General features: G+C 28.1%; 32 protein-coding genes and 4 tRNA genes. 11 read left to right on the top strand and 25 right to left on the bottom strand.

Translation table 11 applies throughout. The features are described from left to right. The 14 genes from ACRC8M_RS00380 to ACRC8M_RS00315 form a co-directional block, all read right to left on the bottom strand. On the bottom strand, window positions 1–513 hold a 513-nt coding region (locus ACRC8M_RS00380; RefSeq protein WP_438527307.1), incomplete at its 3' end, for a major capsid protein. An 8-nt stretch (window positions 514–521) separates the two neighbouring features. Then, complete coding sequence (locus tag ACRC8M_RS00375; RefSeq protein WP_438527306.1) at window positions 522–848, bottom strand: hypothetical protein; 327 nt, start codon at window positions 846–848, stop codon at window positions 522–524. A 14-nt stretch (window positions 849–862) separates the two neighbouring features. Continuing rightward, window positions 863–1,894 (bottom strand): head maturation protease, ClpP-related, encoded by a 1,032-nt coding sequence (locus ACRC8M_RS00370; protein ID WP_438527305.1) that lies wholly within the window; start codon window positions 1,892–1,894, stop codon window positions 863–865. Further along, complete coding sequence (locus ACRC8M_RS00365; protein WP_438527304.1) at window positions 1,860–3,380, bottom strand: phage portal protein; 1,521 nt, start codon at window positions 3,378–3,380, stop codon at window positions 1,860–1,862. Before ACRC8M_RS00365 ends, ACRC8M_RS00370 begins: the two co-directional genes overlap by 35 nt. Window positions 3,381–3,390: 10 nt before the next feature. Then, window positions 3,391–3,621 (bottom strand): hypothetical protein, encoded by a 231-nt coding sequence (locus ACRC8M_RS00360; RefSeq protein ID WP_438527303.1) that lies wholly within the window; start codon window positions 3,619–3,621, stop codon window positions 3,391–3,393. Continuing rightward, a complete protein-coding gene (locus tag ACRC8M_RS00355) occupies window positions 3,618–5,435 on the bottom strand; it encodes a phage terminase large subunit family protein (protein ID WP_438527302.1) in 1,818 nt (605 codons plus the stop codon). Before ACRC8M_RS00355 ends, ACRC8M_RS00360 begins: the two co-directional genes overlap by 4 nt. Further along, window positions 5,398–6,048 (bottom strand): hypothetical protein, encoded by a 651-nt coding sequence (locus ACRC8M_RS00350; RefSeq protein ID WP_438527301.1) that lies wholly within the window; start codon window positions 6,046–6,048, stop codon window positions 5,398–5,400. Before ACRC8M_RS00350 ends, ACRC8M_RS00355 begins: the two co-directional genes overlap by 38 nt. Window positions 6,049–6,231: 183 nt before the next feature. Further along, window positions 6,232–6,930 carry a hypothetical protein gene (locus ACRC8M_RS00345; protein ID WP_438527300.1) on the bottom strand — a complete coding sequence of 233 codons (699 nt, stop codon included), beginning with the start codon at window positions 6,928–6,930 and terminating at the stop codon, window positions 6,232–6,234. A 1-nt stretch (window position 6,931) separates the two neighbouring features. After that, window positions 6,932–8,242 carry a DNA modification methylase gene (locus ACRC8M_RS00340; RefSeq protein WP_438527299.1) on the bottom strand — a complete coding sequence of 437 codons (1,311 nt, stop codon included), beginning with the start codon at window positions 8,240–8,242 and terminating at the stop codon, window positions 6,932–6,934. Between the two features lie 186 nt (window positions 8,243–8,428). Next, window positions 8,429–9,559 carry a hypothetical protein gene (locus ACRC8M_RS00335; RefSeq protein ID WP_438527298.1) on the bottom strand — a complete coding sequence of 377 codons (1,131 nt, stop codon included), beginning with the start codon at window positions 9,557–9,559 and terminating at the stop codon, window positions 8,429–8,431. 73 nt (window positions 9,560–9,632) lie between these two features. Continuing rightward, the gene (locus tag ACRC8M_RS00330) at window positions 9,633–9,797 is read right to left on the bottom strand and encodes a hypothetical protein (RefSeq protein WP_257163783.1); all 165 of its coding nucleotides are present in this window, start codon (window positions 9,795–9,797) and stop codon (window positions 9,633–9,635) included. A 93-nt stretch (window positions 9,798–9,890) separates the two neighbouring features. Beyond that, window positions 9,891–10,094 (bottom strand): hypothetical protein, encoded by a 204-nt coding sequence (locus ACRC8M_RS00325; RefSeq protein WP_438527297.1) that lies wholly within the window; start codon window positions 10,092–10,094, stop codon window positions 9,891–9,893. Between the two features lie 115 nt (window positions 10,095–10,209). Next, window positions 10,210–10,282, bottom strand: a tRNA-Thr gene (locus ACRC8M_RS00320). A gap of 3 nt (window positions 10,283–10,285) precedes the next feature. Further along, window positions 10,286–10,371, bottom strand: a tRNA-Ser gene (locus tag ACRC8M_RS00315). A 284-nt stretch (window positions 10,372–10,655) separates the two neighbouring features. Here ACRC8M_RS00315 and ACRC8M_RS00310 point away from each other — a divergent pair. Continuing rightward, window positions 10,656–11,459, top strand: a complete 804-nt coding sequence (locus ACRC8M_RS00310; RefSeq protein ID WP_438527296.1) for a DUF4393 domain-containing protein — start codon at window positions 10,656–10,658, stop codon at window positions 11,457–11,459. Window positions 11,460–11,718: 259 nt separating this feature from the next. Further along, entirely contained in the window at window positions 11,719–12,315 is a 597-nt protein-coding gene (locus ACRC8M_RS00305) for a hypothetical protein (RefSeq protein WP_438527295.1), read from the top strand. Window positions 12,316–12,353: 38 nt separating this feature from the next. On the opposite strand, the gene ACRC8M_RS00300 is transcribed toward ACRC8M_RS00305, so the two are convergent. The 3 genes from ACRC8M_RS00300 to ACRC8M_RS00290 all read right to left on the bottom strand — a co-directional run bounded on the left by ACRC8M_RS00300 (window position 12,354) and on the right by ACRC8M_RS00290 (window position 13,575). Then, window positions 12,354–12,638: a hypothetical protein gene (locus tag ACRC8M_RS00300; protein WP_438527294.1), complete on the bottom strand. Its 285-nt coding sequence runs from the start codon at window positions 12,636–12,638 to the stop codon at window positions 12,354–12,356. Between the two features lie 63 nt (window positions 12,639–12,701). Then, window positions 12,702–12,965 (bottom strand): hypothetical protein, encoded by a 264-nt coding sequence (locus tag ACRC8M_RS00295; protein ID WP_438527293.1) that lies wholly within the window; start codon window positions 12,963–12,965, stop codon window positions 12,702–12,704. A gap of 211 nt (window positions 12,966–13,176) precedes the next feature. Further along, a complete protein-coding gene (locus ACRC8M_RS00290) occupies window positions 13,177–13,575 on the bottom strand; it encodes a helix-turn-helix domain-containing protein (protein ID WP_438527292.1) in 399 nt (132 codons plus the stop codon). A gap of 328 nt (window positions 13,576–13,903) precedes the next feature. On the opposite strand from ACRC8M_RS00290, the gene ACRC8M_RS00285 reads away from it, so the two are divergent. The 9 genes from ACRC8M_RS00285 (at window position 13,904) to ACRC8M_RS00245 (ending at window position 20,188) form a co-directional block, all read left to right on the top strand. After that, window positions 13,904–14,113: a hypothetical protein gene (locus ACRC8M_RS00285; RefSeq protein WP_438527291.1), complete on the top strand. Its 210-nt coding sequence runs from the start codon at window positions 13,904–13,906 to the stop codon at window positions 14,111–14,113. A 191-nt stretch (window positions 14,114–14,304) separates the two neighbouring features. Beyond that, complete coding sequence (locus ACRC8M_RS00280) at window positions 14,305–14,646, top strand: hypothetical protein (protein WP_438527290.1); 342 nt, start codon at window positions 14,305–14,307, stop codon at window positions 14,644–14,646. 438 nt (window positions 14,647–15,084) lie between these two features. Next, window positions 15,085–16,161: a hypothetical protein gene (locus ACRC8M_RS00275; protein WP_438527289.1), complete on the top strand. Its 1,077-nt coding sequence runs from the start codon at window positions 15,085–15,087 to the stop codon at window positions 16,159–16,161. Between the two features lie 184 nt (window positions 16,162–16,345). Beyond that, window positions 16,346–16,735, top strand: a complete 390-nt coding sequence (locus ACRC8M_RS00270; protein ID WP_438527288.1) for a hypothetical protein — start codon at window positions 16,346–16,348, stop codon at window positions 16,733–16,735. Further along, on the top strand, window positions 16,728–16,925 hold the full coding sequence (locus tag ACRC8M_RS00265) for a hypothetical protein (RefSeq protein WP_257163793.1): 198 nt from the start codon (window positions 16,728–16,730) through the stop codon (window positions 16,923–16,925). Before ACRC8M_RS00270 ends, ACRC8M_RS00265 begins: the two co-directional genes overlap by 8 nt. Then, window positions 16,926–17,258 carry a hypothetical protein gene (locus tag ACRC8M_RS00260; RefSeq protein ID WP_438527287.1) on the top strand — a complete coding sequence of 111 codons (333 nt, stop codon included), beginning with the start codon at window positions 16,926–16,928 and terminating at the stop codon, window positions 17,256–17,258. A gap of 78 nt (window positions 17,259–17,336) precedes the next feature. Next, window positions 17,337–18,038: a ParA family protein gene (locus ACRC8M_RS00255; RefSeq protein WP_438527286.1), complete on the top strand. Its 702-nt coding sequence runs from the start codon at window positions 17,337–17,339 to the stop codon at window positions 18,036–18,038. Further along, window positions 18,031–18,708 carry a hypothetical protein gene (locus tag ACRC8M_RS00250; protein ID WP_438527285.1) on the top strand — a complete coding sequence of 226 codons (678 nt, stop codon included), beginning with the start codon at window positions 18,031–18,033 and terminating at the stop codon, window positions 18,706–18,708. The genes ACRC8M_RS00255 and ACRC8M_RS00250 overlap by 8 nt, the downstream gene beginning before the upstream one ends. Before the next feature lie 88 nt (window positions 18,709–18,796). Further along, window positions 18,797–20,188 (top strand): recombinase family protein, encoded by a 1,392-nt coding sequence (locus ACRC8M_RS00245; protein ID WP_438527284.1) that lies wholly within the window; start codon window positions 18,797–18,799, stop codon window positions 20,186–20,188. A 15-nt stretch (window positions 20,189–20,203) separates the two neighbouring features. Here the strand turns inward: ACRC8M_RS00245 and ACRC8M_RS00240 are convergent, their stop codons facing one another. From ACRC8M_RS00240 to ACRC8M_RS00205, 8 genes are all read right to left on the bottom strand, one after another. After that, window positions 20,204–21,232 (bottom strand): hypothetical protein, encoded by a 1,029-nt coding sequence (locus tag ACRC8M_RS00240; RefSeq protein WP_438527283.1) that lies wholly within the window; start codon window positions 21,230–21,232, stop codon window positions 20,204–20,206. Window positions 21,233–21,340: 108 nt separating this feature from the next. Continuing rightward, entirely contained in the window at window positions 21,341–22,435 is a 1,095-nt protein-coding gene (locus tag ACRC8M_RS00235; protein ID WP_438527282.1) for a hypothetical protein, read from the bottom strand. A gap of 6 nt (window positions 22,436–22,441) precedes the next feature. Next, the gene (locus ACRC8M_RS00230) at window positions 22,442–23,164 is read right to left on the bottom strand and encodes a hypothetical protein (RefSeq protein ID WP_438527281.1); all 723 of its coding nucleotides are present in this window, start codon (window positions 23,162–23,164) and stop codon (window positions 22,442–22,444) included. Further along, window positions 23,152–23,682 carry a hypothetical protein gene (locus ACRC8M_RS00225; protein WP_438527280.1) on the bottom strand — a complete coding sequence of 177 codons (531 nt, stop codon included), beginning with the start codon at window positions 23,680–23,682 and terminating at the stop codon, window positions 23,152–23,154. The genes ACRC8M_RS00230 and ACRC8M_RS00225 overlap by 13 nt, the downstream gene beginning before the upstream one ends. A 187-nt stretch (window positions 23,683–23,869) precedes the next feature. Next, window positions 23,870–23,946: transfer RNA gene (locus ACRC8M_RS00220), tRNA-Arg, on the bottom strand. 50 nt (window positions 23,947–23,996) lie between these two features. Further along, window positions 23,997–25,388 carry an alanine/glycine:cation symporter family protein gene (locus ACRC8M_RS00215; RefSeq protein WP_438527279.1) on the bottom strand — a complete coding sequence of 464 codons (1,392 nt, stop codon included), beginning with the start codon at window positions 25,386–25,388 and terminating at the stop codon, window positions 23,997–23,999. A gap of 122 nt (window positions 25,389–25,510) precedes the next feature. Beyond that, complete coding sequence (locus ACRC8M_RS00210) at window positions 25,511–25,711, bottom strand: cold-shock protein (protein ID WP_023052292.1); 201 nt, start codon at window positions 25,709–25,711, stop codon at window positions 25,511–25,513. A 209-nt stretch (window positions 25,712–25,920) separates the two neighbouring features. Then, window positions 25,921–25,996, bottom strand: a tRNA-Asn gene (locus tag ACRC8M_RS00205). Window positions 25,997–26,039 lie beyond the last annotated feature (43 nt).

Below are 26,039 nucleotides of genomic sequence, written 5' to 3'. Positions count from 1 at the left end.
TGAAGCTGGATCTGTCCATAATGATGCTCCAGATAAAATAACCTTTTCAAAATCTCCAAAATCAATTCCTCTATCCTCTTCATTTGATGGTAATATTCCTGTCGTTAAGAGTTGAGCTAAATGATATTGCTTAGTTCTAGCTATAATTGTTCTTAATTTTTTTAATTCTTCACCTACTACTTTTTTAGCCGACTCTAAAGCTGATGCATACTTAGTTGTTCCAAATCTCTGTTTTAATAAATTTTCACCTTGACATACAGTGTATGGCTTTAATAATTGCGGTGTATAAGTCTTTGCTTCAAATCCATTTTGTCTAATGAATGTCCCATCTTCATATCTTCCTACAAAGGGAACTATTGTTCTATCACCTATTCTTGAGTGAACTTCAATACTTTCTGTCGTATGTGTAGGTTCCGCTCCTATTAGCATTCTCCATAAAAATAAAATCGGTGGTTTTTTTAAATCTAAAACTTTCCCTAGTGTTGTTGTGCTATATAAATTTATTTCTGACATTTCTCCTCCTAATAAACTAAAAATATTGATTTATTTCTTAATTTTTCTTCATATGTTTTTATATCTTCATCTTGTGGTATTATTAATTTTGTTGCATCAAATGATCCTGTTAGATAAACAATTCCTTTAAAATTTTCTGTACTTGAATACGGTTGAGTTAGTACACTGTGTGGATTTCCACCTGCTACTAATGGCTCCAATACTCCATCTGCTCCAAGTTGTAACATTTCTCCACCCTTATATTCGCCACCCTTTATTGAGAATTTACGTGTTATAAAAGGAAAGTCTAAATTTGCTTTTAAATTTAAATAATTTATCTTTTCTGTTTTTACCATTTTCTATTTCCTCCTTATAAATAATTAGCAATATCTTTTGCTAATTTATCATCATTATCTTGTACTGTTCCATCTCCCTCTCCGTGAATTCCATTTAATGCTGATGCATCTTGTCTTTTAGGATCAAATACATTTTTATGAGGTTGTTCTTGTGGTGCTGAATTAAATCCGCCCTCCATTGCTAAATTTAAAGCTATTTTTTCTGCTGTTTCAAAGTTCTCATACTTAGCCTTATTTAAAATCTCTTTTCCATTCTCATTAACTTTATCTGCTAGTCCATCTAAAGCCTTCATTCTATTTCTTTCTTCATTTTTTCCAAGGTTTAACACTTCGTTATACACGTCTGGATGGTTATCTTGTAATTCTTTCAATGTCATTTTCTTCTCCTTGTTATCATTATTATTTTTTGTTATATCATTAGTTTTTGGAACAATTATATTTATATATTTTTCATATTTTGAATATGTTGTATCCCAACTTTCTGCGTTTGCTATACAATTTTTGGCATCAAACATATGTGTTATTTCTGTAATAAATCCTGCTTCTAATGCTTGTTCAGCTTGATAATATGTTGTTTCATCCATTGCTTTTATCAATTGTTCTTTTGTTAATTTTGTTTTAGTTTCATAAATTTTTAAAATAGAATCTCTTATTCCATCTAAAACCTTAGCATCATGTCTCAGCTCTTTTGCTTCGCCCATTGCTATTGTCCAAGGATTATGTATCATAAATTGAGCTCCTGCATTCATGAATATCTCATCTCCTGCCATTGCTATTACAGTAGCAATTGAAGCACACATTCCATCAATATATACTTTTTTCTTTGCTTTATGGTCTTTTAAATAACTATATAAACCTATTCCCGCAAATACTGAACCACCAGGCGAGTCTATTCTTAAAACAATTTCATCTACATCATCATAACCTGCAAGTTGCTCTCTTATTTCTCTTGTATTAACTGGAGTCCACCAAGAACTTCCTATCTCTCCAAAAATTAATATTTCTGCTTTATTATTCTTTTTCTTTACCGCTCGCCACCACGACACTTGTCTCACCGCCTTTTCCTTGTCTAGCTTTTCTTTTTATTTCTTCTAACTCCAAATCGTTTTCTAACTCTTTCTTTAATTGAATCTGAATTTTTTCATAGTCTCCTAATCCTAATGCTTTCATTTCTTTTTCTTTAGTTGTTATTCCTAATCTTAGTCTTTCAGCAGTTGCTTTAACTTCTTTAACTGGATCTATTTGTCCTGGGCTACTTCCAATCCATTCACTTCTTAAATAAGCCATTCTTTTTAGTAAATTTTCTCTATATCCAGGTAACTCAATTATCTTTTCATCTACTAAATAATCAACAAATTCTGCATAAATAGGCTTACAAAAATCTGTTAAAAAATTCTCTCTATGAACTAAATATGTTGTCCATGCCTCATTTAATGCTGCTCTTGAAGCTGAATAACTTTTATTAAAGTGACTTATTAAAACATCATGTGGAATTCCAATTCCTGCTCCTGCTTTTTTCACTATTGCTTCTATAAATGTATCAAGCGGCGTATATTGTCTGTTTGGATTAGCATATACAACATCTTGTCCAGGAGCTAACTCTCCAAAATTTCCAGAGTCAAATTCAATTGTTGGTATTTCTCCTTTTTTGACATCTCCTAACTTTGATGCTCCTTTAAGCATTGTTTCTGTAGATTGATTTTTTATAAATGCTGTAAATATGGTTGAAACAGCAATATTTTTTAGCTCTGCTCTTCCAACTTTTGTTATTTGATGGAGCTCTTCTATTATTGGTGCTAATAAAGGAACCCCTCTTTTTTGTCCTATTCTTTCCAAATCAAAAACATGTAGTACATTTCTTCTACCTGTTAATTTTCCAAATATTGGAACTCTTACTGTTTCAGTATTTTCTTTATCTTTTCCAAAATAATAAGCTTGTGGTGCTCCATCTCTATCAATTTCAACGCCCTTTATTATTGATTCAGTATCTGTTTCATTTGGAGATACGCACTTTGTAGAATCTAAAAATCTTATTTTTAATTCAAAAGCTTCTCCTATATTTTTCTTAAATGGCATAACAACAAAACATTCACCATCTACTAATTTCGTAGCCATAGCTAAAGACTGAAGTTGATAAAAATTTTTCATTCTATTAAAATCACATTCTACTGATTCAGCCCAAAATTCCCACATGGTTTCTAGAAGTCTTTCTATTTTTTCTGCTTCTTTAGCATCAAGTCCTAATAGCTCATGGTCTATCGTAGATTTTAATTTTAATCCGATTCCTACTGTATTAGTCCTAATTCTTTTTATAGCTGCAATCCCTAAAGAATTTCCCATTGATAATTCTCTGGATCTAGCTTTTAAAACATCTAAGTTGTCCGATATATCCTCATCTGCACTTCTTAAAAATGTATTTATATCTAGTAATGCTTTATTTACTAAACTAGCACCAGAACTCCTATAGTTTCTAAATTCTTGTGCTGTCTTTGGTGCAGCTCTTTTTTGTTGTGTTATTTTTTTTCTTCCCACTGTAAACTCCTTATTTTAAAGCTACTGATATGACACTTATACCTCCACCAATATTGCTAGATAATTTATTGCATCTTTCTTCCCAAAGTTTTAATCCTGCTTGAATTTTTTCCAGATTAGCTTTTTTAACTTTTTCACCTGTTGCAAGCTCATATTCTTGCCCTAATAAAACTGCTTCTTCTGCATTCAAATAATCTCTATATCGGATTTTAGCTTCTTCTAATGTTAATCCTGTACTCATATTTCAACTCCATTTTTAAAGGTTGTTTTTATTTCTTTTGGTTTTTCTTTAATTTTCAACATTCTTTCTATTTCTTGTTCGTCAATTCCAATTGCTAATAATGCTCCAATTATATATGCCCTAATATCTAATCTTTCATTTCTAGCTCTTATTTTTTCAAAAACTATATTACCTAATTTATTTATTTTCTTAGCTTCTCCTGTAAGACTTTTGAAAAATTCTTCATCATATCCGTCTTTAGGATTTGAGCTAAAATGACAATATCCCTCTCCAGGTTTATTTATTAATAGCCTTCCATATACTGTACTTTTCAAAGTATTAACTCCAAAGGATATCAAGTTTACTCTTCCACACTTAGTCATTTTTGACCCATTGAATCCTGGTCTGTTTCCTCCGATTCCCTTTATTCCATATACTGCCCTGTCTTGTCTTGGAGATATAAAGTCATAAGCTTCATCTGTAAAGTGTCCTCCTGTATCTATTACAGTTACTTCAACGCCTAATGTTCTACCTGTTTTGCTATTTGTAAAAGTTTTGTTTATATATGCATCTAATTTTTCCCAAGTTGAAGTTTCACTCAGATTTCCCATTACTCTATGAGCTCCCAATCCCCAACTTTCCATTTTTTTACCATACCCTACATATTCAAGTTCAAACCAATTATCTTGACAATCTACTGCTAGAGCTATCACTGCTACTTCTTCTGGTAATTCGTCATATCTTTCTCTTCTGTTAAATAACTCTTCATGCCCGACAACTTCTTTATAGTCCAAATCCCAAGTTTCGGCTAATACAGTATTATAAAAAGCTTTTAATTTCTCTATATCATTCTTTTTTTCAAGATATTCAGCTACAATTTTCTTCCAAGTAGTCCATGGGCTTGCTAACCCAGATAATTTGTATCCATACATTTTTTTGTTAAGGTCTTTATGCACCCATTTCCCATCTTTTTGCCCGTTAGCTTTCCAAATATCTTCAGTATTTCTTGTTTCACATATTGGACATTGCATTGTCGGTTCATTCTCACCATCTTCTGTAAAATTCATTCTATCCCATGAAAAAGTAGTGTATTCTCCACATTCTGGACATGGAATCTGCCACTCTCCTTGAGTTGAATTTAAATATTCGTTTTCTATAGGTGAACTCCCTTTTATTGTTGGAGTTCCAGATAAAAATAACCTGGCATCATCTTTAAAGGTTTGAAGTCTTTTTTTGATTAATGTTATTGGATCTCCCTCTTTTGTAATTATAAATCTATCTATTTCATCACAAAGAGCTATACATATTGGTTTACTTGCTAACTTATTTGCTGCTCCAGTTCCTCTAAATGATAAAAATCCCCCTGGAAAAGCTTTAAATTTGATACTGTTATCTCTGGAATTTTTCATAATGTTTGCTAATACTGGAGTATCTCTTAACATTGGAGTGATTCTTTCCTTCGAATACTCTTCAGCTAAAGTTTCTGTTGGTTGTACTAACATCGTTGGACATTGATTTATATGAATTATCCATCCCACTATATTATTTAATGTTTCTGACTTTCCGAGTTGTGACCCTAACATTAAAACTATTCCCGCAACTCCATCTTCTGTAAATTTTTCTAATGGCTCTTTCAAATATGGAGTTCTACTTATCTTGAAATCTCCCTCTTCAGCAGAACTTTCTCCAGATAATCGTCTATAAGTATCTGCCCATAAAACTATATTCATTAATAATTTTTTCACCATATTCTCCTTTATAGCTTTTGTCATTTTTTCAATAAACTTTTTTTCAGTTTTAGGCTTCAGTTCTCTCCAGAGATTCAATCTTCTCATTTATTTTGCCCTCCACTTCTTCAGATAATTTTGATAGATTTTCCAAAGTTCCATTTAATATATTTTGAATATATTTTTTCCATTGCGATTGTGGCTCTGTTTTTAAATTTACACTTAGAGTTGTTGCAGTTCTTAAAAGTTCTTGTCTAAAAGCAACTATATTTTCTTTTAAAATCATTTCATAAAGCTCAAGTGGTATATACTTACCTTCATCTATGTCCAATTGAAGAAGCTCTCTTTCTTTTTTCACTTCTTCTCTTTCTCTTTTTACTTTTAAAATTTTATTGTATTCACTATTTTCTTTATTGTACCTTTCAAAATTTGGAATAAGATCATATGTTCCATCAGTTTCTGCAATTAATATCTTCTTATTGGCATAGTTTTGGATTGTTTTTTCTGTTACTCCTAAAATTCTTGCGAATGTTTCTCGATCTATAAAAACTTGTTTATCTTTATTTGAATACTTATCTTTTATTGCATCTTCAGCTATTTTTATATAGTTGTAGTCTCTACCACCAATTAAAAATCTTCTAAATTTTGCTCTGATACTCCTTGGACTTAACCCTGTTATATTAACTAATGCATCTTCAGTTATTCTGTATTCCTGTTTCATTTTCACCTCATATTCTTTCTTGGCAAAAGGAGGGAAGTGAAAAAAGTTTTTAAATTTTTTTAAATTTTGCGACTCTTTTCGACCCTCAAGCTAGCCCTCCCCCCTGTCACAGTACCTTTTTTTATTATCCTTGATACTTCCCAGGATCTTTTGGATTTATTGGTTTTCTTATTGGCTCTTTCTTCACTTTATTTCCTCCTCTTCTATATAAACTATTCCGCCACTGTCTCCACCTACTCTCTGCTGCTTCTGAAGAACTGTTCTTGCATCATATCCAAATATAGATGTTATTAGTTTCATGGCTGCTAACTCTATGTGAAACATATTTGTTTTTCTTATAGTTCTAACCACTTTCTTTCCATCTGATGTAACAAATGATTGAGTGGTTGCATCTTCCGCCTTATACTCTTCCGCTCTTGCTTTAACTCTTTTTATTTCTTCAACAATAGCTTCTATTCCATACCTTTCATCTATTAAGAACTCTTTTCTTATTTCTTCAAGAGTCTTTGCTAGGTTTGGTTGCTTCTCTATGTCTGCTGCTTTAGTATTTTCACTATACCCCGCTTGGTCTTTAGCTTCATCTTTACTAAATCCGCACAATCTTGCTTTCAAATATTTGAGTTCTAATTCTGTCAATCCCTCTAAATTGAGTTTTTTTGAGTTTTTTTTCTGAGTTTTTTTTGGTAATTCTTTTTTAAAATTTAAGTAGTTCTCATAATATCTAGTTACCCATGTTCTTACTGTTGCCTGTGGAACTCCTAGTTGTGTTCCTATCAGCTTATATCTCTCTGTTTTTGTTTTTGGAGTTTTGCTTAAATCCATCTCTTCATAGACAAACAAAACTTTTAATTGATTATCTGTTAGTTTCTCTACACTGCTCATTTTAATCACCTAAAAATTCAGCTATCTGCTCATATCCAATCTCAGTTTCATTTCTTATTAACTTTATATCTATCTTTCCTAAGCTCATGTACCGCTTGACTATCACATCTACATATCTTGGATCATATTCCATTAGTCTTGCTTCTCTTTCCAATTGCTCTGCAGTTATTAGAGTACTTCCACTTCCTCCAAACATATCTCCTACTATCCACCCTCTCTTTGAACTATTAGCCATCAATCTTGCTATTAGCTTAATAGGTTTTGGTGTAGGATGATTTTCATTCTTTCTAGGCTTATCTTCTCTTATTATGGAGCTTGATTCTTCCATGATTTTTTTCAACTGATATATATGTTCTATCAGTTCATTCTTTGAAAACTTTTTATAATTTGGTGATTCTTCTAGCACTGTATCTTGTGTATAATCCTTTATAAAGAAGTGACTTGCTCCTGGTTTCCATCCATAAAGAACTGGTTCATGTTTCCAGTTATAATCCTGCCTTGATAAATTAAATGCATCTTTAACCCATATCAGGCATTGTGATAATTTAAATCTAGCTTCTTTCAATGTTTTTCTAAAGTTTTCTGATTCTATGTCTCCATAAAAAATATAAAAGGCTGCTCCTTCTTCCATAAAATCAAAAGCATTTTTATAAAATTTCAATAAAAAGTTATAAAACTCTTCTTCGCCCATATTGTCATTTTTTATCTTTAAACCATTTCCACTTTCATAGTCAATATTGTACGGAGGATCTGTTAATAATAAATTCATTTTTTCATCTCCAAAAAGTCTTTTCACATCTTCTGGAGAAGTTGAATCACCACAAAGTAATTTATGTTTTCCTAGGATATACATATCACCTGGTCTTGAAAAAAATACTTCTTCTAGTTCTGGGATAGGTATCTCTTCAATCTTATCCAAAGGATCACCATATTCACTTAATTCTTTTTGAATAGTTTCCATATCAAATCCACTTAATTCAGCAAATTCTCCTATTTCTTCAAGCTCTCTTAATAACTTCTCACTATCCCATTCTCCTAGTTGTATTCCTTTAATTTCTGCTATTCTCAATAACTTTATTTGCTCTGGAGTTAAATCTTTCATTCTGTAGATTTCTATTTCTTTCTCTCCTAGTTCTTTTAAAGCTAGATATTTAGCTTCTCCTAAGATAATCTCATTCTTATCATCAACTACTACTGGAATCATCTTAATTGATTCTTGATTTAACTTCTTATAGATTTCTATTTGTTCTGGAGTATTTACTATTGGACTTCCGGGACTAATTTTAATATTTTCTATTTTTATCTTTTCCATACTGCTCCTTTCTTATGTACTTCGTCTATTTTCGTTTTTAGGTTTTTTATATTAATTTACACTTTCAGGACTCTTAGGTCTTACTATTTATTACACGCGAGGTTTTCTTTTTAAAGCCTTGATTTTACTAAACACTTCAAAAAATTACTATGTTAAAAAGGACAGGTTTTTATGTACTTTTAGAGATTAAAAAATCTGGATTTCTCCATCTTCAGTAAATTTTATTTCAATTGTTATTCCTAGTAAATTTTTTAAAAACATCTCTAATCTCTTAAGATTTTTTGTATTGGATCTAACTGGACTATTACTTTTTTCAATTCTTATTAATGTGTCTTTAGCTATTTTTTTATAATCTTTTAAACTTCGCTTTGACTTCAATCCATCTATTTCTTTTGTTAAAATTTGATTAAAAAAATCATAATCAATTATCCATTCATTATTTTCAACAACAAACAATTGAAGTGTTGTTGGAGTTATTCTTTCCAAACTTTTTAACCTCTTTATAATTTCATCTCTATCTGATAAAATTTGAGTTTTTATTGCTTCTTTTATTGTTTTTTCTAACTTATCTTTAACACTTTTCTTCAAATGCGGTAAACTTAGACTATCCATATTTGCAGTTTTAGCAATCATTTTTAAGTTCTGCTCTGTTGTTGTTATTTCACTTTTTAATTCTGTTGAGTAGACTTTTTCATCATCCCAATTAGCCTTCTTATTATTTTCCAAAGTTTTGTTATATACTTTCAGAACCAAGCCTTGCTCTAAAGAAAATGAAAATCCTGTTACATAAAATTTCTTTAAAAAAGTAGAATAATCTCCATAAATACATTTGTTTCCTTTATTTTTAAAAACTTCTGAATTTGATAATGCTCTATAGACTAGCCACAAAATATTGTTATAATCTGAAAATTTTGTTATTTTCATCTGCTCTGCTATCTCTAAACTAGAATAACTACAACTAAGTTTATTTATTTCAATTCCTAAAACTTCATATAAAATTAACTTTATTGCAAAATCAACTTGTTCTTTCTCTAATTGAGTAGTTACTAATTCAAAATTAGTTTTTTTAAAAAATCGTGGATAATTAAACTCAATACTTAAACTACAAAACTCATATCTTACTTTTTTTATTTCTATGTAATTAATATAGCTATACTTAGGATTTTTATTCTTTTTACTATTTAGATAAATTCTATCAACATTGTTAGAATGGATATCATCTGCTAGTTCAAACTTTTTTAATATATTAGTTTTTAACTGATCAGCATCTATCTTTAGATTTTTTATATTTACTATAGCTTTATCTAACCCTAACATTCACCTTAATTACACCTCCTAAAAAAATAAAAGTCCTGGAACGATATCTCTATCGCCCAGGACTTCATGAGTCTCAAATTTTTATATCAGTTTTTTTTCCACAAAAGCATTCTAACTCATTTACTCCATTTTTCTTAAACTTGATTTTACCTTTTGGTTTAACTATTTCTAATTCCCCTTTTTCATCAAATTTCCCTAAGAGCTTTAGGCATTTTTCACACCTTAGTTCTTTTCCCATAGAAAATTCCCCTCCTTCTTAAAACAGTTATTTAAAGATTAAATAACGTTTTTAAGAAAAACGGGATAATGCTAAAGGAGCATCTCTGCTCCTTTAAATAGCTATTTCCTTCCATTTACCTTTGAAAGACTCTTTTATAATTATCTCTTTCCCTTGGTATTCTTCTTTAAATCTTTTAAACATTTTTTTTATTTCTTTTAAACTAGTTGATTTTTCTTTCCTTAAAATTTTTTGATAAATTTCACCTTCAATCTCAACTATTCCATCTCTTATAACTATTAAATATTTATACTCCATATATTTCTCCTTGCTTAAACTTATATATTTATACATGCTTAAACCAAGAGAAATACTCTCTTGGAATGAAATTAAAACTACGTAAGTTCATTTCAATATTGAAAAAATATTCTGTTATTGGTTGTAGGATTCGAACCTACGGTTTTTCTGAGTACGAGTCAGTTGCCTTACCACTTAGCTAAACCAATTTATGGCGGAGATAACAGGACTTGAACCTGTGAGAGTTTTAACTCGACAGTTTAGCAAACTGTTGTCCTACCAACTAGACTATATCTCCGTATCTCTTAGAAAAATAGTTTTGAATTACATTTTTACTTGAAAAGATCTAAGATTTTACTTATTTATTTTTAAAATTTTGGAGTACTATTTTTCTAAGATATATATTTTCAATTACCTTTTGAAAACATATATCTTATCTCCAAGTAATTATTTAGTCCTAACCAAAACTCACCAATTAATTGATAAGCTTTAATTAAGAGCCTGTATTCACAGGCTTGTATATAAACCTCCAAAAAGTTATAATATAATCGCGAAAAAACAAAATAAAATTATGGAGGATATATGGTTATAAATACTTTAAAAACTATTACTAATTCCACAGACATTAAACAAGGAATAACTTTAGCGGCTGCTACTAGTGCAATAAAAATAATTAAAAATACTAAGACATTTATTAATATTTGGGATATTGCTATCGGTAATAAACTAGAAGCCTGGAATCAAAAATCAATATTTAAAAATCAACAAGATATTGAAAATTATAAAAATGAATATTTAAATAAAATTTCTCAAATTCCGTCTGAAAAATTTCAAGAACCTAAACTAAGTGTTATAGGCCCCGCTTTAGAAGCATCTAAATTTTACATTGAAGAAAAAGAAATTAGACTCTTATTTGTTAATCTAATATCTTCATCTATGAATTCTAATTTCAATAGCAGATTACACCACTCTTTTGTTGAAATTATTAAACAATTAAGCCCTTATGACGCTAAAATTTTATCAACTTTAGATAGTAATCCACAACCAATAGTAGATATTATCATAAAAAAAGGAACTACTGATGGAATTTTATATTTTGAAGGAATTTGCACACTTTATCAAAATTTATATTTTTCTGACAGTATTAGTGAAAATGACTCAAATAATATAAGCATTGACAACCTAATCCGTCTTAATCTAATAAACTTAATTCCATCTGGGCTAACTAATTCTGAACTATACAACCACTATTTAGATTCAAATACTTTTAAATCTTTATCAAATAGATTTCCAGACCAAACTTTAACTATTCAAAAAATGGCGATTCAATTAACTAGTTTTGGGGAAGCTTTTAAAAATATTTGTTGTGAACAAATTTCAGAATAAATAATGCCATACAAAAATAAAAACGATCCCATAAATATTCATCACTAACAATATTGCTATAAGTTGTAACCAATCATTTTTATTCATATTTAAAGAAGCTTATATCAGCTTCTTTTTCACCTCCTCCTAACTAAAACTCACCAAGTCATTAATGGACTTTAATTAAGAGCCTGTATTTACAGGCTTGTATATAAACTCCAAAAAAGTTATAATTTTTATACCCGACAAGGAATAAAAAAGAAAAATTTTGGAGGTTATATTGAGTAATCCATTTGCAACTTTATTGAAAGGAATTGCAGAAACTACTGGAACTGGTGCTGCAACAAAATTATTAAAAATTTACTTTGATGAAAATCAACTTATCCCAATGATTAGAACTTGGAATTTTATAGAAGGAAATCTTATTTTAAAAATAGAATTAAAAACTGACAGAGCACCAATGGCTATTAATGAAATCTTTTTAGAATCACCTAATAACCATTACTTATTACCTTCTAAAAAAAATTTTGCTGAATTAAGCAACAATATTCTTACGGGAGGAATAAAGTACATGCTTTATGATTCTTCTAATAGAAATGAATATCTATCTTCTTTCACACCTTATACTGGTGAATCAATTAATGTAGAATTTGAAAAGATTTCAACCATTTCAATAGTTTTTATAGACATTGAATCTGATTTAAAAAATGAACTTTCTAAATGGAAGTTAATTTTTAGATATAATCAAAAACTAATCTCTTTTGATTTAGAAGAGCTCCTGGCTGAAACTCCAGATATGTTACTTTATATGAATAAATTAGGCATCGATATCGAAACTTATGTTGCTGACATAACAAAAAAATTTGCTAACTTTTAATTTTATCCCTCTTGTTTAAAAGCAAGAGGGACATTTTATTATTCAATATCAACTATTTTATTTCCATAATTATCAAAATTTTCATCTAAATCTATTAGTATTTTTCTCTCTTCATTCTTAAACTTAATTTTAAGAGCTTCAATAAATGTTAAAAAAGATGATTCTTTGTATTCGGTTCGTCTTCTATTTATCAGTGATATTGCTAAAGCATTTGGATCTATATCATCCAATCTAATTTCAATAGGGACTGTTGCCAATACTGTATCTCCGCTTCTTTCAGTTTTACTTTTTTTCTTTATTCGATTATTAAATTTTCTTTTCATAGATTTTCCTCCTAACTAAAACTCACCAACACAGTTGATAAATTTTAACTAAGAGACTTTTTCTTAAATTGTCTCTTTTTTTATTTTATTAAATATTTTTTCTTTAAAATCAGAAGGTGCATCTTCTAAATAAAATTCTAATAATATTTCTTCTTTTTCATCTTCTGAAAACTCAATAGCATTAAAAATTTTATCTATATGGCTTTTATTTATTTTTTTTTCTCCTTTAGTCAAAGAATGTATGAACTGGTAGGAGGTTCCTAAGATTTCTGCTAACTCTTTATTTCTTATATTTTTGCTATTTTTTATCGTTTCTATTAAAAACAAGTTGACACCTCCTTTTTGAAAAGAGTATAAACCATTATGACTTAAATGTCAAATAATTTTATTTAAGGAGAAAAATATGAAAAAACAAAATTTTACACTAACAGCTGAGCAAAAGAAGAAAATAAAGAAAAAGGAATTAAGAATTGTAAAAAAAATTGCAAAACTTTTATCAAAGAAGAAATAAAAATAAAAAGCGAGTTTAACTCGCTTTTTACTCTTTTTCTTTTGAAAGTTGATATAAAATATATTCTAAAATATTTTCACGTGTTTTAGATTTTTTTATTTTATATACATTATCAATTATCTCTTCTAAAGCCTTGTTTGAAGATAATAATTCAAATTTATATGCTGAATCTTCCATTTTTTCAAGCCATTCCATCACATCTGGATCTTCTGGAATTGTTATTGATTTTTTTAATTCCAACACTTCTTTTTGACTTAAATTTAAATTTTTTTTTAATTTATCAATATGGGTATAATTGAGCTTTCTTTCCCCTTTAAATATTGATTGAATAAATTGAGGAGTTACACCTATTTTTCTTGCTAAGTCTGATTTACTTATTGAATATTTTTCTATTATTTTTTTTAGGATTTCGATTGTTGAGTTCACGCTATACCTCCAAGCTTTTATTCTTTATAATATCATTTTTTTAAAAAAATAATAAAAAAAAAATTGACTTTTAAACCATTTTAGCTTAAACTACATTCAAGCGGTTTTAAACCAATTAGATTTAAAAAATATTTTATAAAAAAAAAAGGCATCCACCAAAGTGAACACCCGAAATCCTAAAATGAGTGTATCATATTTTTGGATTCCTTGCAAGGAGGAATTTTTATGGCATTAAAAAAGCTGAGTAATTTCAACGAATTTGTTGAAAAAATGATTTTAAAGTATGGCAAAGATGTTGCATTCAAGGATTTAAAAGTAGGTGATTATATTGAGTATTGTAGCTAAAAAAATCTATATAATCATGTATCTTGGTGTTCCTGTTCATAGTTTTGTAAATGAAGAAACAGCTAAAAAGGAATTAGCTGAAAGAAATAACAAAGTAGGCTCAGGCTTCACTTTAGAAACTTCTTATTTACAGTTCCCTAAAGATAAAAATTTAGAAGAGTTTGATTTTGAGGTGATTGGTTTTGAAGATTAAGAAAATTAATAATTTTGAATACGCTGAGGTTTCTTTCTTCAATGGACTTATAAAATTTATAGCAACTATTTTTAATTAATAGTGAGAAGGCTCAGATGAGCCTTCTTCATCACTAAACTTCAAATAAAATTTTTAAAATATTTAACTTGTTTTAAGTATTTTAAAAATCTTATTTAAATATGGAGGAACCTATGGAACTTACAAAGTGCAATGATGTTATTAATTTACTTGAAAAATCTAGTAGTTACTTACACCAACAAGAAAAGCTATTTATCCTTATCAATAATAAAACTTATATAATTCATAATGTCAGTCAAAACTCATATGAATATATTTTAAGAAAATCTAGTTTAAATCCTTCTACGGTAGCTAGAAAATACACAAGAATCAAAGGTGAGAAATGGACTCCAGAAGAGGAAGAAATAGTTTTACAGAACCCTAAACTGAAAACTCTTGAAATACTATTACCTAATAGGACAAAAGATGCTATAAGACACAAGCTATATAACATGATGAATCTTACAAAAAAATAAAAACCCAAAGGGGAAGGTTTGATGTTACTTTCTAACAACCCACAAAATTAGTAAGAAAGCACAGCATATAGCTATTGCTCCACCATCTAATGTTAATGTGTTGATGTTAAGTTGAATCATCCTAAAACCTCCAAAGTGTATATGTTTCTTGCCTGGTTCAAAGGCAGAATAAAAGCCCCCAAAATATTGAGGGCTAATATTCTGAACCTGAGCCTAAGCTCTTTGAAATTTTACATACACTTTGGTTGACCCCTTCAGGTCTTACTTAAATTATATACTAGCTCCAACAAAAAGTCAAAACATTTGTTTGGTTGTATTCTTTAACTCTTTTTTAAAGGGTACAAGTAAACTTTTGTTTAAACATGCACCGAGGGAGAAATATCTCCCTCAAAAAAATTTACACTATTTCGAGCACTGTTCGAAATGTTAGGAGGAATCTTGAATCAAGAAAAAGTAAAAATAAAAAAATATCTTATGGGATTTGATTTACTAAAAGTTTATGAAATTAACCATCAGAAAAATATCAAACTCTCATTAAAACATTTAACACTACTTAGATGGTTTTTAGATTTCCAGGGAAGTAATGAAATGGAGTATAAAATTATAGATGAAAAAGTTTGGTATTGGTGTTCATACCAAAAAATAATAAGTGATCTTCCAATCCTAGAAGTTACAAATAAAGAAGTTGTTTCTAGATTAGTTAAGGATTTAGTTAAAGCAGAAATTATGGAATCTTTTATAGATAAAAAAAGTGGAAATAAAACTTTTATAAAGTTAGGTCTGAAATATAGTGAATTAGTTTCAACCGATGAAAAAACTTTAGGTTTTGATGTTAATTCCTATAAACACAAGAAAAAAGAGGGTATCGACAAAAAAGTAGATAGGTCTCGACAGAAAAGTAGAAAGGGTATCGATAAAAAAGTAGATACCCTATCGACTAAAAAGTCGAATAATAGATTAGTTAATTATAGATTAGTTAAAATAGATAAAATTATTATTAAGCACAAAGCAACTTTCAAGTCATCTACTACTAAAAAAATTAATAATAATTCTTTTGATAATGATTTAAATAAAATTAACCAATTACTTTTAGAAAAATCTCTAAATAAATCTACTTGTAAAAATATTCTAAAAGCAGTTAAGGATCACTCACTTACTTTTGACAAAGTAAACTCAATTTTTGAATATGCTAAAGCTAAGGGAAAAGAAAATGAAATCGGATATATAGTTAAAGCTCTACAAGAAAATTGGAATACTTCTATTGCTACTACTCCAATAAATAAAAAAAGTGACTCTATAGAAAAAGAAAAACAATTTATTAAAATCAGGGAAGCTGAAAAAGAAGAAGCTTCTAAACAAACTTTACCAGATGTTGAACTAACTCAAGAACTTGAAAAAGAGTTACGTGAAAAAATAATAACTACGGTTGGTATTAAAGCTGATGTTCTTGATGCAATGAAAAATAAATCTAAAAAAACATATATAAATACATTAAAACAATTTTTAATAGCATAAATGAAAGAGGTGTAGCAGTGGGAAGAAATGGAAAACGTAGATCTAAAGCTCGAAAAGAAAAAAGAAAGGAGCAGCTCATAAAACAACCTAAAATTGAAATTATTAAAACACAAATAGGTAAAAAGTTTATAAGTAAACAAACTCCTGTTTCTTTTAAACCTAAAAGAGCTCCGAGGTATATATAATGGCGAAGAAAAAACCTTATATTGAAACCAATATTGAAAAACTAGCGATGTATTATTTTAAATTAGCTAAAGTTAATTCTTTAGTAGAACTTCAAAAAAGTGATTACTGGATATACTTTGAACAAGATAAACTTAATGCTCTAAGAGCTAGAAAAAAAAGGGAATTTGAGACCAATGAAAAAACTATTATAAAAAAAGATTTAGTTTTTACTTGCTCTAACTGTAAAAAAGAACTCGGTTATAAGGTCTTAAATAGTTTTATACTCGATGAAAGAAAATTTAATTTTGATTGGGATACTGGCTTTCTAAATATTCTTTGCTTCTGTGGAAAAGACAATTCCTTTTTTATTCCAAAAGAAAAAAAATATAAGGAGTTGAAAGATGAATAAAATCCCAAAAGAATATGAAGAAGCTGATAAATTTTTAAATAGCTTTAAGCTCGCATATGGTGAAATTAGAAAATTAGATAAATGTGAGATTGAGTTTATTTTAAAAAGAGCTCAGGAGCTTCAAGTTAAAAATGTTAAAGAGTGTATTGATTTTATAAAAGCTAATAAAATGAATAAAGGAGGAAGATAAATGCTTCTCTATCATGTTTGTTACTTTAAATTCAATCCAAAAATAAATAAATGGGAAATTACACAGGAATATCCTTTAAGTAAAAATGTGGCTTTTCTTAGGAGGGATTACTTAAAAAAATCAATTAAAAGCTTAATCTGGTTAAAAGAAAAAACAATTACTAATATTTGTGAGGACTGTGAGCATTGCTATTGGGAAGAAGAACAAAATGAAAATTATTGCAGTATGCATGGAACTTTTATTCCTGGAGATTGGAGTTGCCCAGATTTTGATAATATTAATTATCCCATTTCGAGCACTGCTCGAAATTCAATAATAAAAAAGCAAAATTAACTTTCTAAAAAAATATCAATTAAAAAACTGCATTTCGAGCAGTGCTCGAAATAGAAAAAAATAATAGGTGGTATATTAATGTCAAAAGTTTTAATTAAAAATAATAAAGGTGGAGTTGGTAAGTCTTGGCTTACTCTCCAACTTTCAAGCGGATTAGCAAAAATAGGCTATAAGGTTTTAGTAGTTACATCAGATTCACAAAATGACATCCTTGGATTCTTAGGAATAGAAGCTCCCATTAAAGGTGGTCTTGAAAATTGGGTTAACAAAGGCGAAGGAGATTTAATTAGATTAAGGGATAATCTCTTTTATATCCCATTAATAACTAATATTTTTTCCAAGCAGTTTAAAGAAAAATTAAAGGATAGATTAAATAAATTTAGCAAAGAATATGACTATATTCTAATTGATGCTGTTCCTGTTATGGGGATTGATAAAGAATTTGAAGAAGTCGCTGATAAAATAATAATTCCAACTTTTATGGATAATGTAACTTGTAATGGTGTTGAGAAAATGATTGATAATATAGCTGATATAAACAAAATAAAAGCTATAGTTCCCAATAGATTCTTAGGTAGTAAAGATGAAAAAATAATGTTAGAACATTTAAAAAATATGCTATTAACAAGTAATATTTTCTTAAGTAATCCTATAAAACATAAAGCAATAGTTACTGGGTTGAATAGTAAATATAAAACTATTTGGGAATCTAAAGCTAAAGGTATAAATGAAATTCAAGAGACTATCGGTTCTGTCCTGGAAGTGATTTTACATGAGTAGTGTTCTAGATAGAATTGGTAAAAAAGTAATTGCAAATAAGGAACTAGAAGCTCAACTTTCTGAATTCAATTTTAAAGAATTTAATGTTTCAACTGAAGATATTGAAAATATAAAAACAAATGAAAAAATACTTATACAAAATGGTGTTAAGTATAGAGATTCTGAATATGAAATTTGTGTTGCGATATATAAAGTTTCTCAAACTTTAAAAAAATATGAAAATCAATCTTTTATGGAATGGTACAAACGATTAGGATTATCTAAAGATAAGGTTTCTGAATTTTTAAAAAGAGCCGATTTATACATGGCTTATCCTGATCATAAAGCTTTTATCTCTACTCTTTCTGGTAGAAATATAAAGATACTAACTCATAAATTAATTCCAAAAGAAGAGCAACAATACTATATAGAAAATAAAGTTTCCAATATAAGTGATTTAAAAGAAAATAGAATAACAACTATAAAAAGCAAAGGTGAAAAAGTTGTTTTAAACTATACAAACTTAAATAAATCTATAAAAAAAATTAGATCTGCTTCTCCAGAAGAATTAAATAAGATTCAAAAAGAAGTCAAAGATTTAAGAAAATATCTAGCCGAACTGGAAAAAGAAATAAACTTAAAAAATGAACAAGAAATAAATAAAGATAACTTAGAATTATTTGATAAATAAGGAGGATCTTATGAAAAAAGAAAATATCAAAGCTGCTATATTAAAAATTAAGGAATTAAAAGCAAAATGTAAAAAAGGAGCTTAATAAATGAAAGTTGTTACATACCTTAGAGTTTCTACAGAAATGCAAAAAGATAGAGGTTCTCTTGAAACACAAAGAGAATCTCTAAATGAATACTGTAAAAAAAATAATCTTAATATAATTGATAGCTTTGAAGATGTTATGTCTGGAGGTATAGCCGATAGAGATGGTATCTTAAAAATAATGGCTATGTTACCTTTGAAAAAGTTTGAAGGTGTTGTTGTTCAAAACTCTGATAGAATATCACGAGACTTTAAAGATGGAACTCTTTTCTTCAACGATTTTAGAAAACATAATGTTAGATTAATTTCAGTTATGGAAGGCCCTTTGGATTTTAGAGACGATAATACAGATGCAATGGCTAAAATAAGACTTATCTTCTCTGAAATGGAAAGAAGAAAAATGAGGATAAGAACTAAAGTTTCTATGGCAGCCTTAGCTAATACAGATAGGTATCTTGGTGGTGGTCTTCTACCACATTTTAAAGTTAAAATTATTAATAAAGAGAAAAAAATTGTTAAAAATGAAGAAACCTGGGATTTAGAAAGACAAAAGTATTTAGATATTTTAAAATATAGAAGTTTTAAAAAAGTTGCAGAGCTTTACTGCATTAATTATTCTACCTTTTTAGAGCAAGTAAGAAAAGTTGAATTAATTGGACACCGAATGTTCGGAGAGTTTATTAAAGACCCTTATACACTAAAAAAGGTTAAAAATAAAGATCCTTTTATCTCCAGTGAAAAAGTTTTACCTGCTCTACTTACTGATGAAGAATTTAATCTTATAAATGCTTTATTAAAAGATAATAGAAAAAAATTTAAAAATCCTAAAAGAAAATATTTATTTTCTGGGCTTCTCTATTGTAGTTGTGGAAAGAAATTCGCAGGAAATATTGTTAGTAAAAAAACTAAAAGTTATTACTATTATAGGTGTGAAGGATGTAAAGTTTTCTATAATGTTGATAAATTGGAAATTAATATAAAAAATGCTATTCTGTCTCATCCTCATCTAAAATTGCTCAATGATACAACTTTTAGACTCCAGGATTTACGAGATAAAATTGAACTTGAAAATAAAAAGTTAGAAGATTTAGTGAAAAGACAAAGAGAAATAACTCAGCTTCTTATGGATGGTTTACTGGATGCTTCCACTATAAAACCAGAGTTAGAAAAGTTAAAGAAGCTAGTTGATCTTTCTAAACAAGAAATTAAAAAATATGAAAACCTTATCTTAGAAAATTCTAACTTTGTAATTACTGAAGACAATATCTCAGACTTAAAAGAATTACTCTTTATGGAGAATACTGATGAAATCATGGAAGAACTCCAGGAGATCCTTTGTTTAATTGTAAATCGTATAATAATAAAAACCCTAGAAGATATAGAAGTTATCTTCTAGGGTTTTTCTATTAATTTATTTAAATAAATTAATTTCTGTCCCTGACATATAAAGTGTGTTAGTTATATTTTCTGAATAAACTTTTTTTATTTTTTCTATTTCATCCTCTGTAAATTTTTCTCTCATATATTTTGGTGAAAATCCTACATTTTCACAATATTGTACCACCATAGTTGAAATTCTCTTTTTTAACTCTATTTCATCTATCTTCTCAAAAGTTTTCAAATACTTTTCAAGATAATTTTTATATTCTTCTAGATAACTTATTAATATTACTGTTCCTCCATCTTCAGGAAAAATATTTAAAAATAAAGATGGATTTAGTTCACCGATTTGTATTCTATCATAATCTTCTTTACTAAATACATCTTCTAATTCATTCGTTTTATAAGGAATAAAGGTTGAGTTACATACTATAGGATATTCTTCATCTAATTTTAAAGTTAATGTATTTATCCCATTATAATTTTTATCTTTTATTTGCTCTTTCAATTTTAAAAATTCACCTTCATATACTTCTAAAGTTATTTTATCTAAATTTAATGCATGCTCAAAAAATCCTTTTTTTAAAGAATACTCTAAAAAGTTAGAATTATTTTTCAATTCATCTAATAGCTTTACAAAGTTATTTACACTCTCTTTTTTAACATGATATTCTCTAGCTAAAGCTCGAAAAGCAAATAAAAAATTTTGTTCTTTTAAATAACGATAATCTCTATCCTCTATTGGTTGGAATAATTCTTTATCATGTTTTTTACAAAACCCCTTAAATGTACTAAATGTATTTCTTCCTGTCTCTTCAAAATTCCACATTAAATCATATTCTTCTGTTATTCCAAATTTTAAAGAATAAATTTTACCATTTTCTGAAATTTTATTTAAATACCTATTATTTTGAATTGAATGTGCATTTACAATAGTATTATCACAATCATCTTCATTCCAAAGACATTCGGAAACTGTCGTTCCTTTTCTTAATTGTGATAATATCTTACTAAACTCAATAGTTTTTTCTTTATCCTTTTTCTTTATTTTTCTGACCATAACGATTTATTTCCTCCCCTTTCTGTTTGTATTTTAACCTTATCATATATTTTTTTATAATAAAAATCAACTTTTTTATCTTTCTAATAAAAAACCTTCTAACTTAGATTAGTTAGAAGGTTTAAATAATTCATCTTGTTTTATTTGATATTTTTTTATAACACTATTCGCAAGTTGGATAATTGCTTCTCGAACTTTTTCTTCTCTTGGATCACTTTCTAAATTCTTTATTTCTATAGATTCATTATGGAAATCCAAGTGTTTAGATAACTTGAAAAAACTATTTAATCCTTGTTCTCTAAGAAATAAATCTTTTTTATGACTAAGCCAACCTATTTCTCCACTTTCACAATAAAATATATTTAACAATTGTTTTAGTAAATTACCATATATATATACATAAACTATTTTTTTAGAATCTTCATCTATTGGAATAACTTCTTGTGTGTCGGATAACAAATATGTCTTATCACTTAAATAAATACTACTATCTGACCCTAATATAAAGTTAAATCTTCCTTCTTTTGAACAAATAACCATACCTAAACTTAGTAATTTAGGATCTAAGGCCAATGCTAAATTAGCTAAAATATCATTTAAAACATTATCGCCATACATTTGATGCTTTCTATTGTATGCTTCATGTATATCATCTAAAAAATTAATATCTTCAATTTTTATATTCCCACTTAGAGTTTTTTCTTTTTTCAATAAAGTCCATATAAAAAATTCACTACTGAAATTAAGATATGGTAAATCTTTACATATATTCCATCTTTCTTTGATTCCTTTTATCTCTCTTTTTCCACCTAATAAATTACTTTTTAAATTTGATAGTAACGTATTCGATCCTTCTACCAATAAGCAAGTAAATTTTTTAGTTTCAGATACTTTTAATTCTAGAAATATTACTGAGGTATTTATTCTATTAACTCTTTTATCTTTGGGCTTTATACTTCCATCATGATAAAATGGTGTTCCTTCTGATATTTCCATTTGAGCTTTTGCTTGAAAATATCTTACTCCATATATTTCAGTTATTTCTTCAACCTCATACCATTTATTTTCATTTTTGTATTCTGATTCATTAGGACATCCATTTAAACTTTTAGGAATAAATGTGTAATCTAGTTTTAAAAGCTCTTTTATTAATTCTAATGTTAAATCTTGATTCAACATTAAAATATGACATTTTTCTATCATTATAATTTACTCCTTTTCTTTATTTAAGTCGACTATATGTTCAGTATATTGAAGTTTCAATAAATTTTTTAACTTAAAAATACCTAAAATTTTAATATCATCATAAGGTTTATCATCTATTAATAGTTTCAAATTTATTATTATTTTTTTCTTTTTTTCTTGACTAGGTTCCAGTTCCAACTCAATAATATACTTATATTCCTCATTTCCAGGAAGTTCTAAATTTATTATCTGTCTTAAATAAGACGTTATCTCAAATTTTATTTCACTATTATCCTCTATCCCCTCATCTGAAGTTAAAGAAATATAATTTTTATCTTCTTCTTCTAAAAAGACACACAAGAAAACTCTTTTTCGATATAAAAATTTTTTTATCAAATAATTTCTTAAACTTTTTTTTGTGTTTAAATTTATATCTAACACAACTGTTCTAATAGGTTCTAATATTTCACATTGGTTTATAACTGTTTCATTAATTTTATTTCTTTTATTTTTTTGATTTATTGTTATAAAAACACCCATTTTTAAGAATTTTAAGTTATAAATTGTTTTTTGAATCAAAAATACTCCAGCTGAAATTAAAATTGGTTTTAACACATCTATATATTTTGTTACGTATTCTGGTTTTATTATCGGGAATTTTGTTAATATATCTTTTAAATAACTTTCTATGTCAATTTCAAAAAAAGCTAGTATACATATAATTAAAAAGAATGTTATTCCTTGCATCTATATTTTCCTGTTAGTACACCTAAAAATTCCGAAGATAATAGATCTAAAAATTCTATTTCAACATCATAATTTGTTGTAAATTTTCCATTATTTGTTATTGAAATACTAATTCCTGCAAATTTTTCATATGTTTTCCCGAGTACAAATGTTATTTCACTTATATTTGTTTCTTCTTCTAATTGCTTTATTAAATTTATTAATTTTATATTTTCCTTATTTTTTAAATAAGTTCTAATTTCACAATAATCTTCATCATCTAAATTAGGAGTAAATTCAATACTAGTAATAGTGATATCTAACTCACTACTTAATCTTATTAGACACTTTAATTTGGATTGAGAACTGTGTAATGTCGATAGATTATATTCTTTTTTTAAATTTATTATATCTTTTTCTAAAAGATTATCTATTTTTATTCCTACTAATTCCCATTTTTTTGAAAATACAAGATCTTTTGGCTTATCTTTTTCTTCTTTTTTTCTTTGTTTAAATAATCTAAAATTAACAATTGACATAGTTCTACCTCCTTCCTAATTCTTGATTTAAATTTTATTTACTTCTATATTACTATTATAACCTAATTTTTCTTTTTATAAAATATAAAAAATGGTTCTATTTACACTATTTATAAATAGAACCTATATATTTACAATAATTTTCTTCAACTTTTAATCTATAAAATTAAAAGTTGGAGTAAAATGCTGGCGCCCCCAACAGGGATCGAACCCATAACCCTCTGATCCGAAGTCAGATGCTCTATCCAATTGAGCTATGGAGGCTCACTATAAGAGATTTTACAGCATTTTAAGATTTAAGTCAACAACTTTTATTAATCCCAACATTCAACTCTTTCACCATATGGCATATCTATATCATTTTTATTGAAACTAGGATCCAACCCGTTCTCTTTTTGGCTACTATAATCACCTAAAGCTTCAAAAGCAACTTTACCTAGTAAGAATATTGCTATAAGATTTAATACCGCCATTAATCCCATAAATAAATCAGCCATATTCCAAACAAGAGCTAACTCCCCTATAGAACCAAACATTACCATCCCGATAACTCCAACTCTATATAGATTTAACCAAGTTTTATTTGGAGTTAAAAATTCTATATTTGTTTCACCATAATAGTAATTTCCAATTATTGAGCTAAAAGCAAATAACAATATACACAACGCAATGAAAATATTTCCCCATCCTCCAACTTGAGAACTTAAAGCATTTTGAGTTAATTGAATTCCTGTTAATCCTTCAGTCTTATGTGCTCCTGATATTAAAACCATAAAAGCTGTACATGAACAAATTAATATCGTATCTGTAAATACTCCTAAAGTTTGAACAAATCCTTGCTTTACAGGGTGAGAAGTTTCTGCCGCCGCTGCTGCATTTGGTGCTGATCCCATACCTGCTTCATTAGAGAATAAACCTCTTTTTACTCCTGTCATAATAGCAGCTCCTATTCCTCCACCAACTGCTTGTCTAATACCGAAAGCATTTTCAATTATATCTCTAAATATTTCTGGAACCATGCTTATATTAGTTACAATTACATACATCGAAACTAATATATAAAGAATTGCCATAACTGGTACTACTGCAGCACTAAAGTTTGCAATTCTTTGAACTCCACCAAAAATTATAGCTCCCGTTGCAACAGCTAATATAATACCTACTATTGTTCTATCTAATTTGAAAGCCTCATGAAAAGCTAAAGATATTGTATTTGACTGAACTGAGTTAAATATTAATCCAAAAGTTATTGATATTAATATTGAAAACGCAACACCCATCCATCTTTTATTAAGAGCTTTTTCCATATAATAAGCTGGTCCACCTCTAAAAGCTTCTCCATCTTTTACTTTATAAATTTGTGCTAAAGTGCTTTCAACAAAACTAGATGCTCCTCCTATAATAGCTATTAACCACATCCAAAATATAGCACCTGGTCCCCCTGAAGCTATCGCTATTGCAACACCAGCTAAATTTCCAGTTCCAACTCTAGAAGCAGTACTTATGCAAAACGCTTTAAATGATGAAACTCCACCCTTATGACCAACACTATCACCCAAGATTTTTATCATCTGTCCTAAATATCTTATTTGAACAAATCTTGTTTTCAAAGTAAAATATGTCCCCACAAATAATAACATTACAATAAGAACATAACTCCATAAAATATCATTAAAAAAATTTATTAATGAATTTAATATCTCCATTTTTCCCCCTTTATTTAAATTTTTATGAAATAATTTTATCATAAAGAACAAAAAATGAAAAATATATTTTTTAAATCAATATTATTTTTTATAAAAAAAAAGGAGTCATTGACTCCTTAAAATTACTTTGCTACTACGATGTTTGTAGCTTGAGGTCCTTTTGCTCCCTCAGTTACATCAAAAGTTACTTCTTCTCCCTCGTTAAGAGTTTTGAATCCGTCTTTTTGAATTTGAGAGAAATGTGCGAATACATCCTTTCCATCTTCACCAGTGATGAATCCAAATCCTTTCTCTTGGTTAAACCATTTAACTGTACCTTTCATCTGATACCTCCATAAAAAATTTTGATTTCATGTAATAAATCTCCATTCAATCCAACTAATATAAGGTACCTATGTAAAGACCTTTAAATATTAAATACTAGAATCTCTTTCAATTTATACATCATTCAAACACAGTATACACTATTTAAATCTTCATGTCAAATATTTTCTATTGATGTAGCTTCTTCATTTTCCAAAAAATAAAAAAATGGCGCTTCTTGCTGGGCTCGAACCAGCGACAACACGATTAACAGTCGTGCGCTCTACCAACTGAGCTAAAGAAGCACTTTTTTAAGATTGGCAACTTCCTATCCTCCCAGGGGGCTGC

This window comes from Cetobacterium sp. (assembly GCF_051653945.1).
Taxonomy (GTDB): Bacteria; Fusobacteriota; Fusobacteriia; order Fusobacteriales; family Fusobacteriaceae; genus Cetobacterium_A.
This window is presented reverse-complemented; position numbering and strand designations above follow the sequence as displayed.

What these genes read in the sequence shown, in the direction of transcription:
- ACRC8M_RS00375 (WP_438527306.1), bottom strand. Translation starts at nt 848, where the DNA reads ATGGTAAAAACAGAAAAGATAAATTATTTAAATTTAAAAGCAAATTTA.
- ACRC8M_RS00360 (WP_438527303.1), bottom strand. Translation starts at nt 3,621, where the DNA reads ATGAGTACAGGATTAACATTAGAAGAAGCTAAAATCCGATATAGAGAT.
- ACRC8M_RS00355 (WP_438527302.1), bottom strand. Translation starts at nt 5,435, where the DNA reads ATGAGAAGATTGAATCTCTGGAGAGAACTGAAGCCTAAAACTGAAAAA.
- ACRC8M_RS00350 (WP_438527301.1), bottom strand. Translation starts at nt 6,048, where the DNA reads ATGAAACAGGAATACAGAATAACTGAAGATGCATTAGTTAATATAACA.
- ACRC8M_RS00345 (WP_438527300.1), bottom strand. Translation starts at nt 6,930, where the DNA reads ATGAGCAGTGTAGAGAAACTAACAGATAATCAATTAAAAGTTTTGTTT.
- ACRC8M_RS00340 (WP_438527299.1), bottom strand. Translation starts at nt 8,242, where the DNA reads ATGGAAAAGATAAAAATAGAAAATATTAAAATTAGTCCCGGAAGTCCA.
- ACRC8M_RS00335 (WP_438527298.1), bottom strand. Translation starts at nt 9,559, where the DNA reads ATGTTAGGGTTAGATAAAGCTATAGTAAATATAAAAAATCTAAAGATA.
- ACRC8M_RS00330 (WP_257163783.1), bottom strand. Translation starts at nt 9,797, where the DNA reads ATGGGAAAAGAACTAAGGTGTGAAAAATGCCTAAAGCTCTTAGGGAAA.
- ACRC8M_RS00325 (WP_438527297.1), bottom strand. Translation starts at nt 10,094, where the DNA reads ATGGAGTATAAATATTTAATAGTTATAAGAGATGGAATAGTTGAGATT.
- ACRC8M_RS00310 (WP_438527296.1), top strand. Translation starts at nt 10,656, where the DNA reads ATGGTTATAAATACTTTAAAAACTATTACTAATTCCACAGACATTAAA.
- ACRC8M_RS00300 (WP_438527294.1), bottom strand. Translation starts at nt 12,638, where the DNA reads ATGAAAAGAAAATTTAATAATCGAATAAAGAAAAAAAGTAAAACTGAA.
- ACRC8M_RS00280 (WP_438527290.1), top strand. Translation starts at nt 14,305, where the DNA reads ATGGAACTTACAAAGTGCAATGATGTTATTAATTTACTTGAAAAATCT.
- ACRC8M_RS00270 (WP_438527288.1), top strand. Translation starts at nt 16,346, where the DNA reads ATGGCGAAGAAAAAACCTTATATTGAAACCAATATTGAAAAACTAGCG.
- ACRC8M_RS00265 (WP_257163793.1), top strand. Translation starts at nt 16,728, where the DNA reads ATGAATAAAATCCCAAAAGAATATGAAGAAGCTGATAAATTTTTAAAT.
- ACRC8M_RS00260 (WP_438527287.1), top strand. Translation starts at nt 16,926, where the DNA reads ATGCTTCTCTATCATGTTTGTTACTTTAAATTCAATCCAAAAATAAAT.
- ACRC8M_RS00255 (WP_438527286.1), top strand. Translation starts at nt 17,337, where the DNA reads ATGTCAAAAGTTTTAATTAAAAATAATAAAGGTGGAGTTGGTAAGTCT.
- ACRC8M_RS00250 (WP_438527285.1), top strand. Translation starts at nt 18,031, where the DNA reads ATGAGTAGTGTTCTAGATAGAATTGGTAAAAAAGTAATTGCAAATAAG.
- ACRC8M_RS00245 (WP_438527284.1), top strand. Translation starts at nt 18,797, where the DNA reads ATGAAAGTTGTTACATACCTTAGAGTTTCTACAGAAATGCAAAAAGAT.
- ACRC8M_RS00240 (WP_438527283.1), bottom strand. Translation starts at nt 21,232, where the DNA reads ATGGTCAGAAAAATAAAGAAAAAGGATAAAGAAAAAACTATTGAGTTT.
- ACRC8M_RS00235 (WP_438527282.1), bottom strand. Translation starts at nt 22,435, where the DNA reads ATGATAGAAAAATGTCATATTTTAATGTTGAATCAAGATTTAACATTA.
- ACRC8M_RS00230 (WP_438527281.1), bottom strand. Translation starts at nt 23,164, where the DNA reads ATGCAAGGAATAACATTCTTTTTAATTATATGTATACTAGCTTTTTTT.
- ACRC8M_RS00225 (WP_438527280.1), bottom strand. Translation starts at nt 23,682, where the DNA reads ATGTCAATTGTTAATTTTAGATTATTTAAACAAAGAAAAAAAGAAGAA.
- ACRC8M_RS00215 (WP_438527279.1), bottom strand. Translation starts at nt 25,388, where the DNA reads ATGGAGATATTAAATTCATTAATAAATTTTTTTAATGATATTTTATGG.
- ACRC8M_RS00210 (WP_023052292.1), bottom strand. Translation starts at nt 25,711, where the DNA reads ATGAAAGGTACAGTTAAATGGTTTAACCAAGAGAAAGGATTTGGATTC.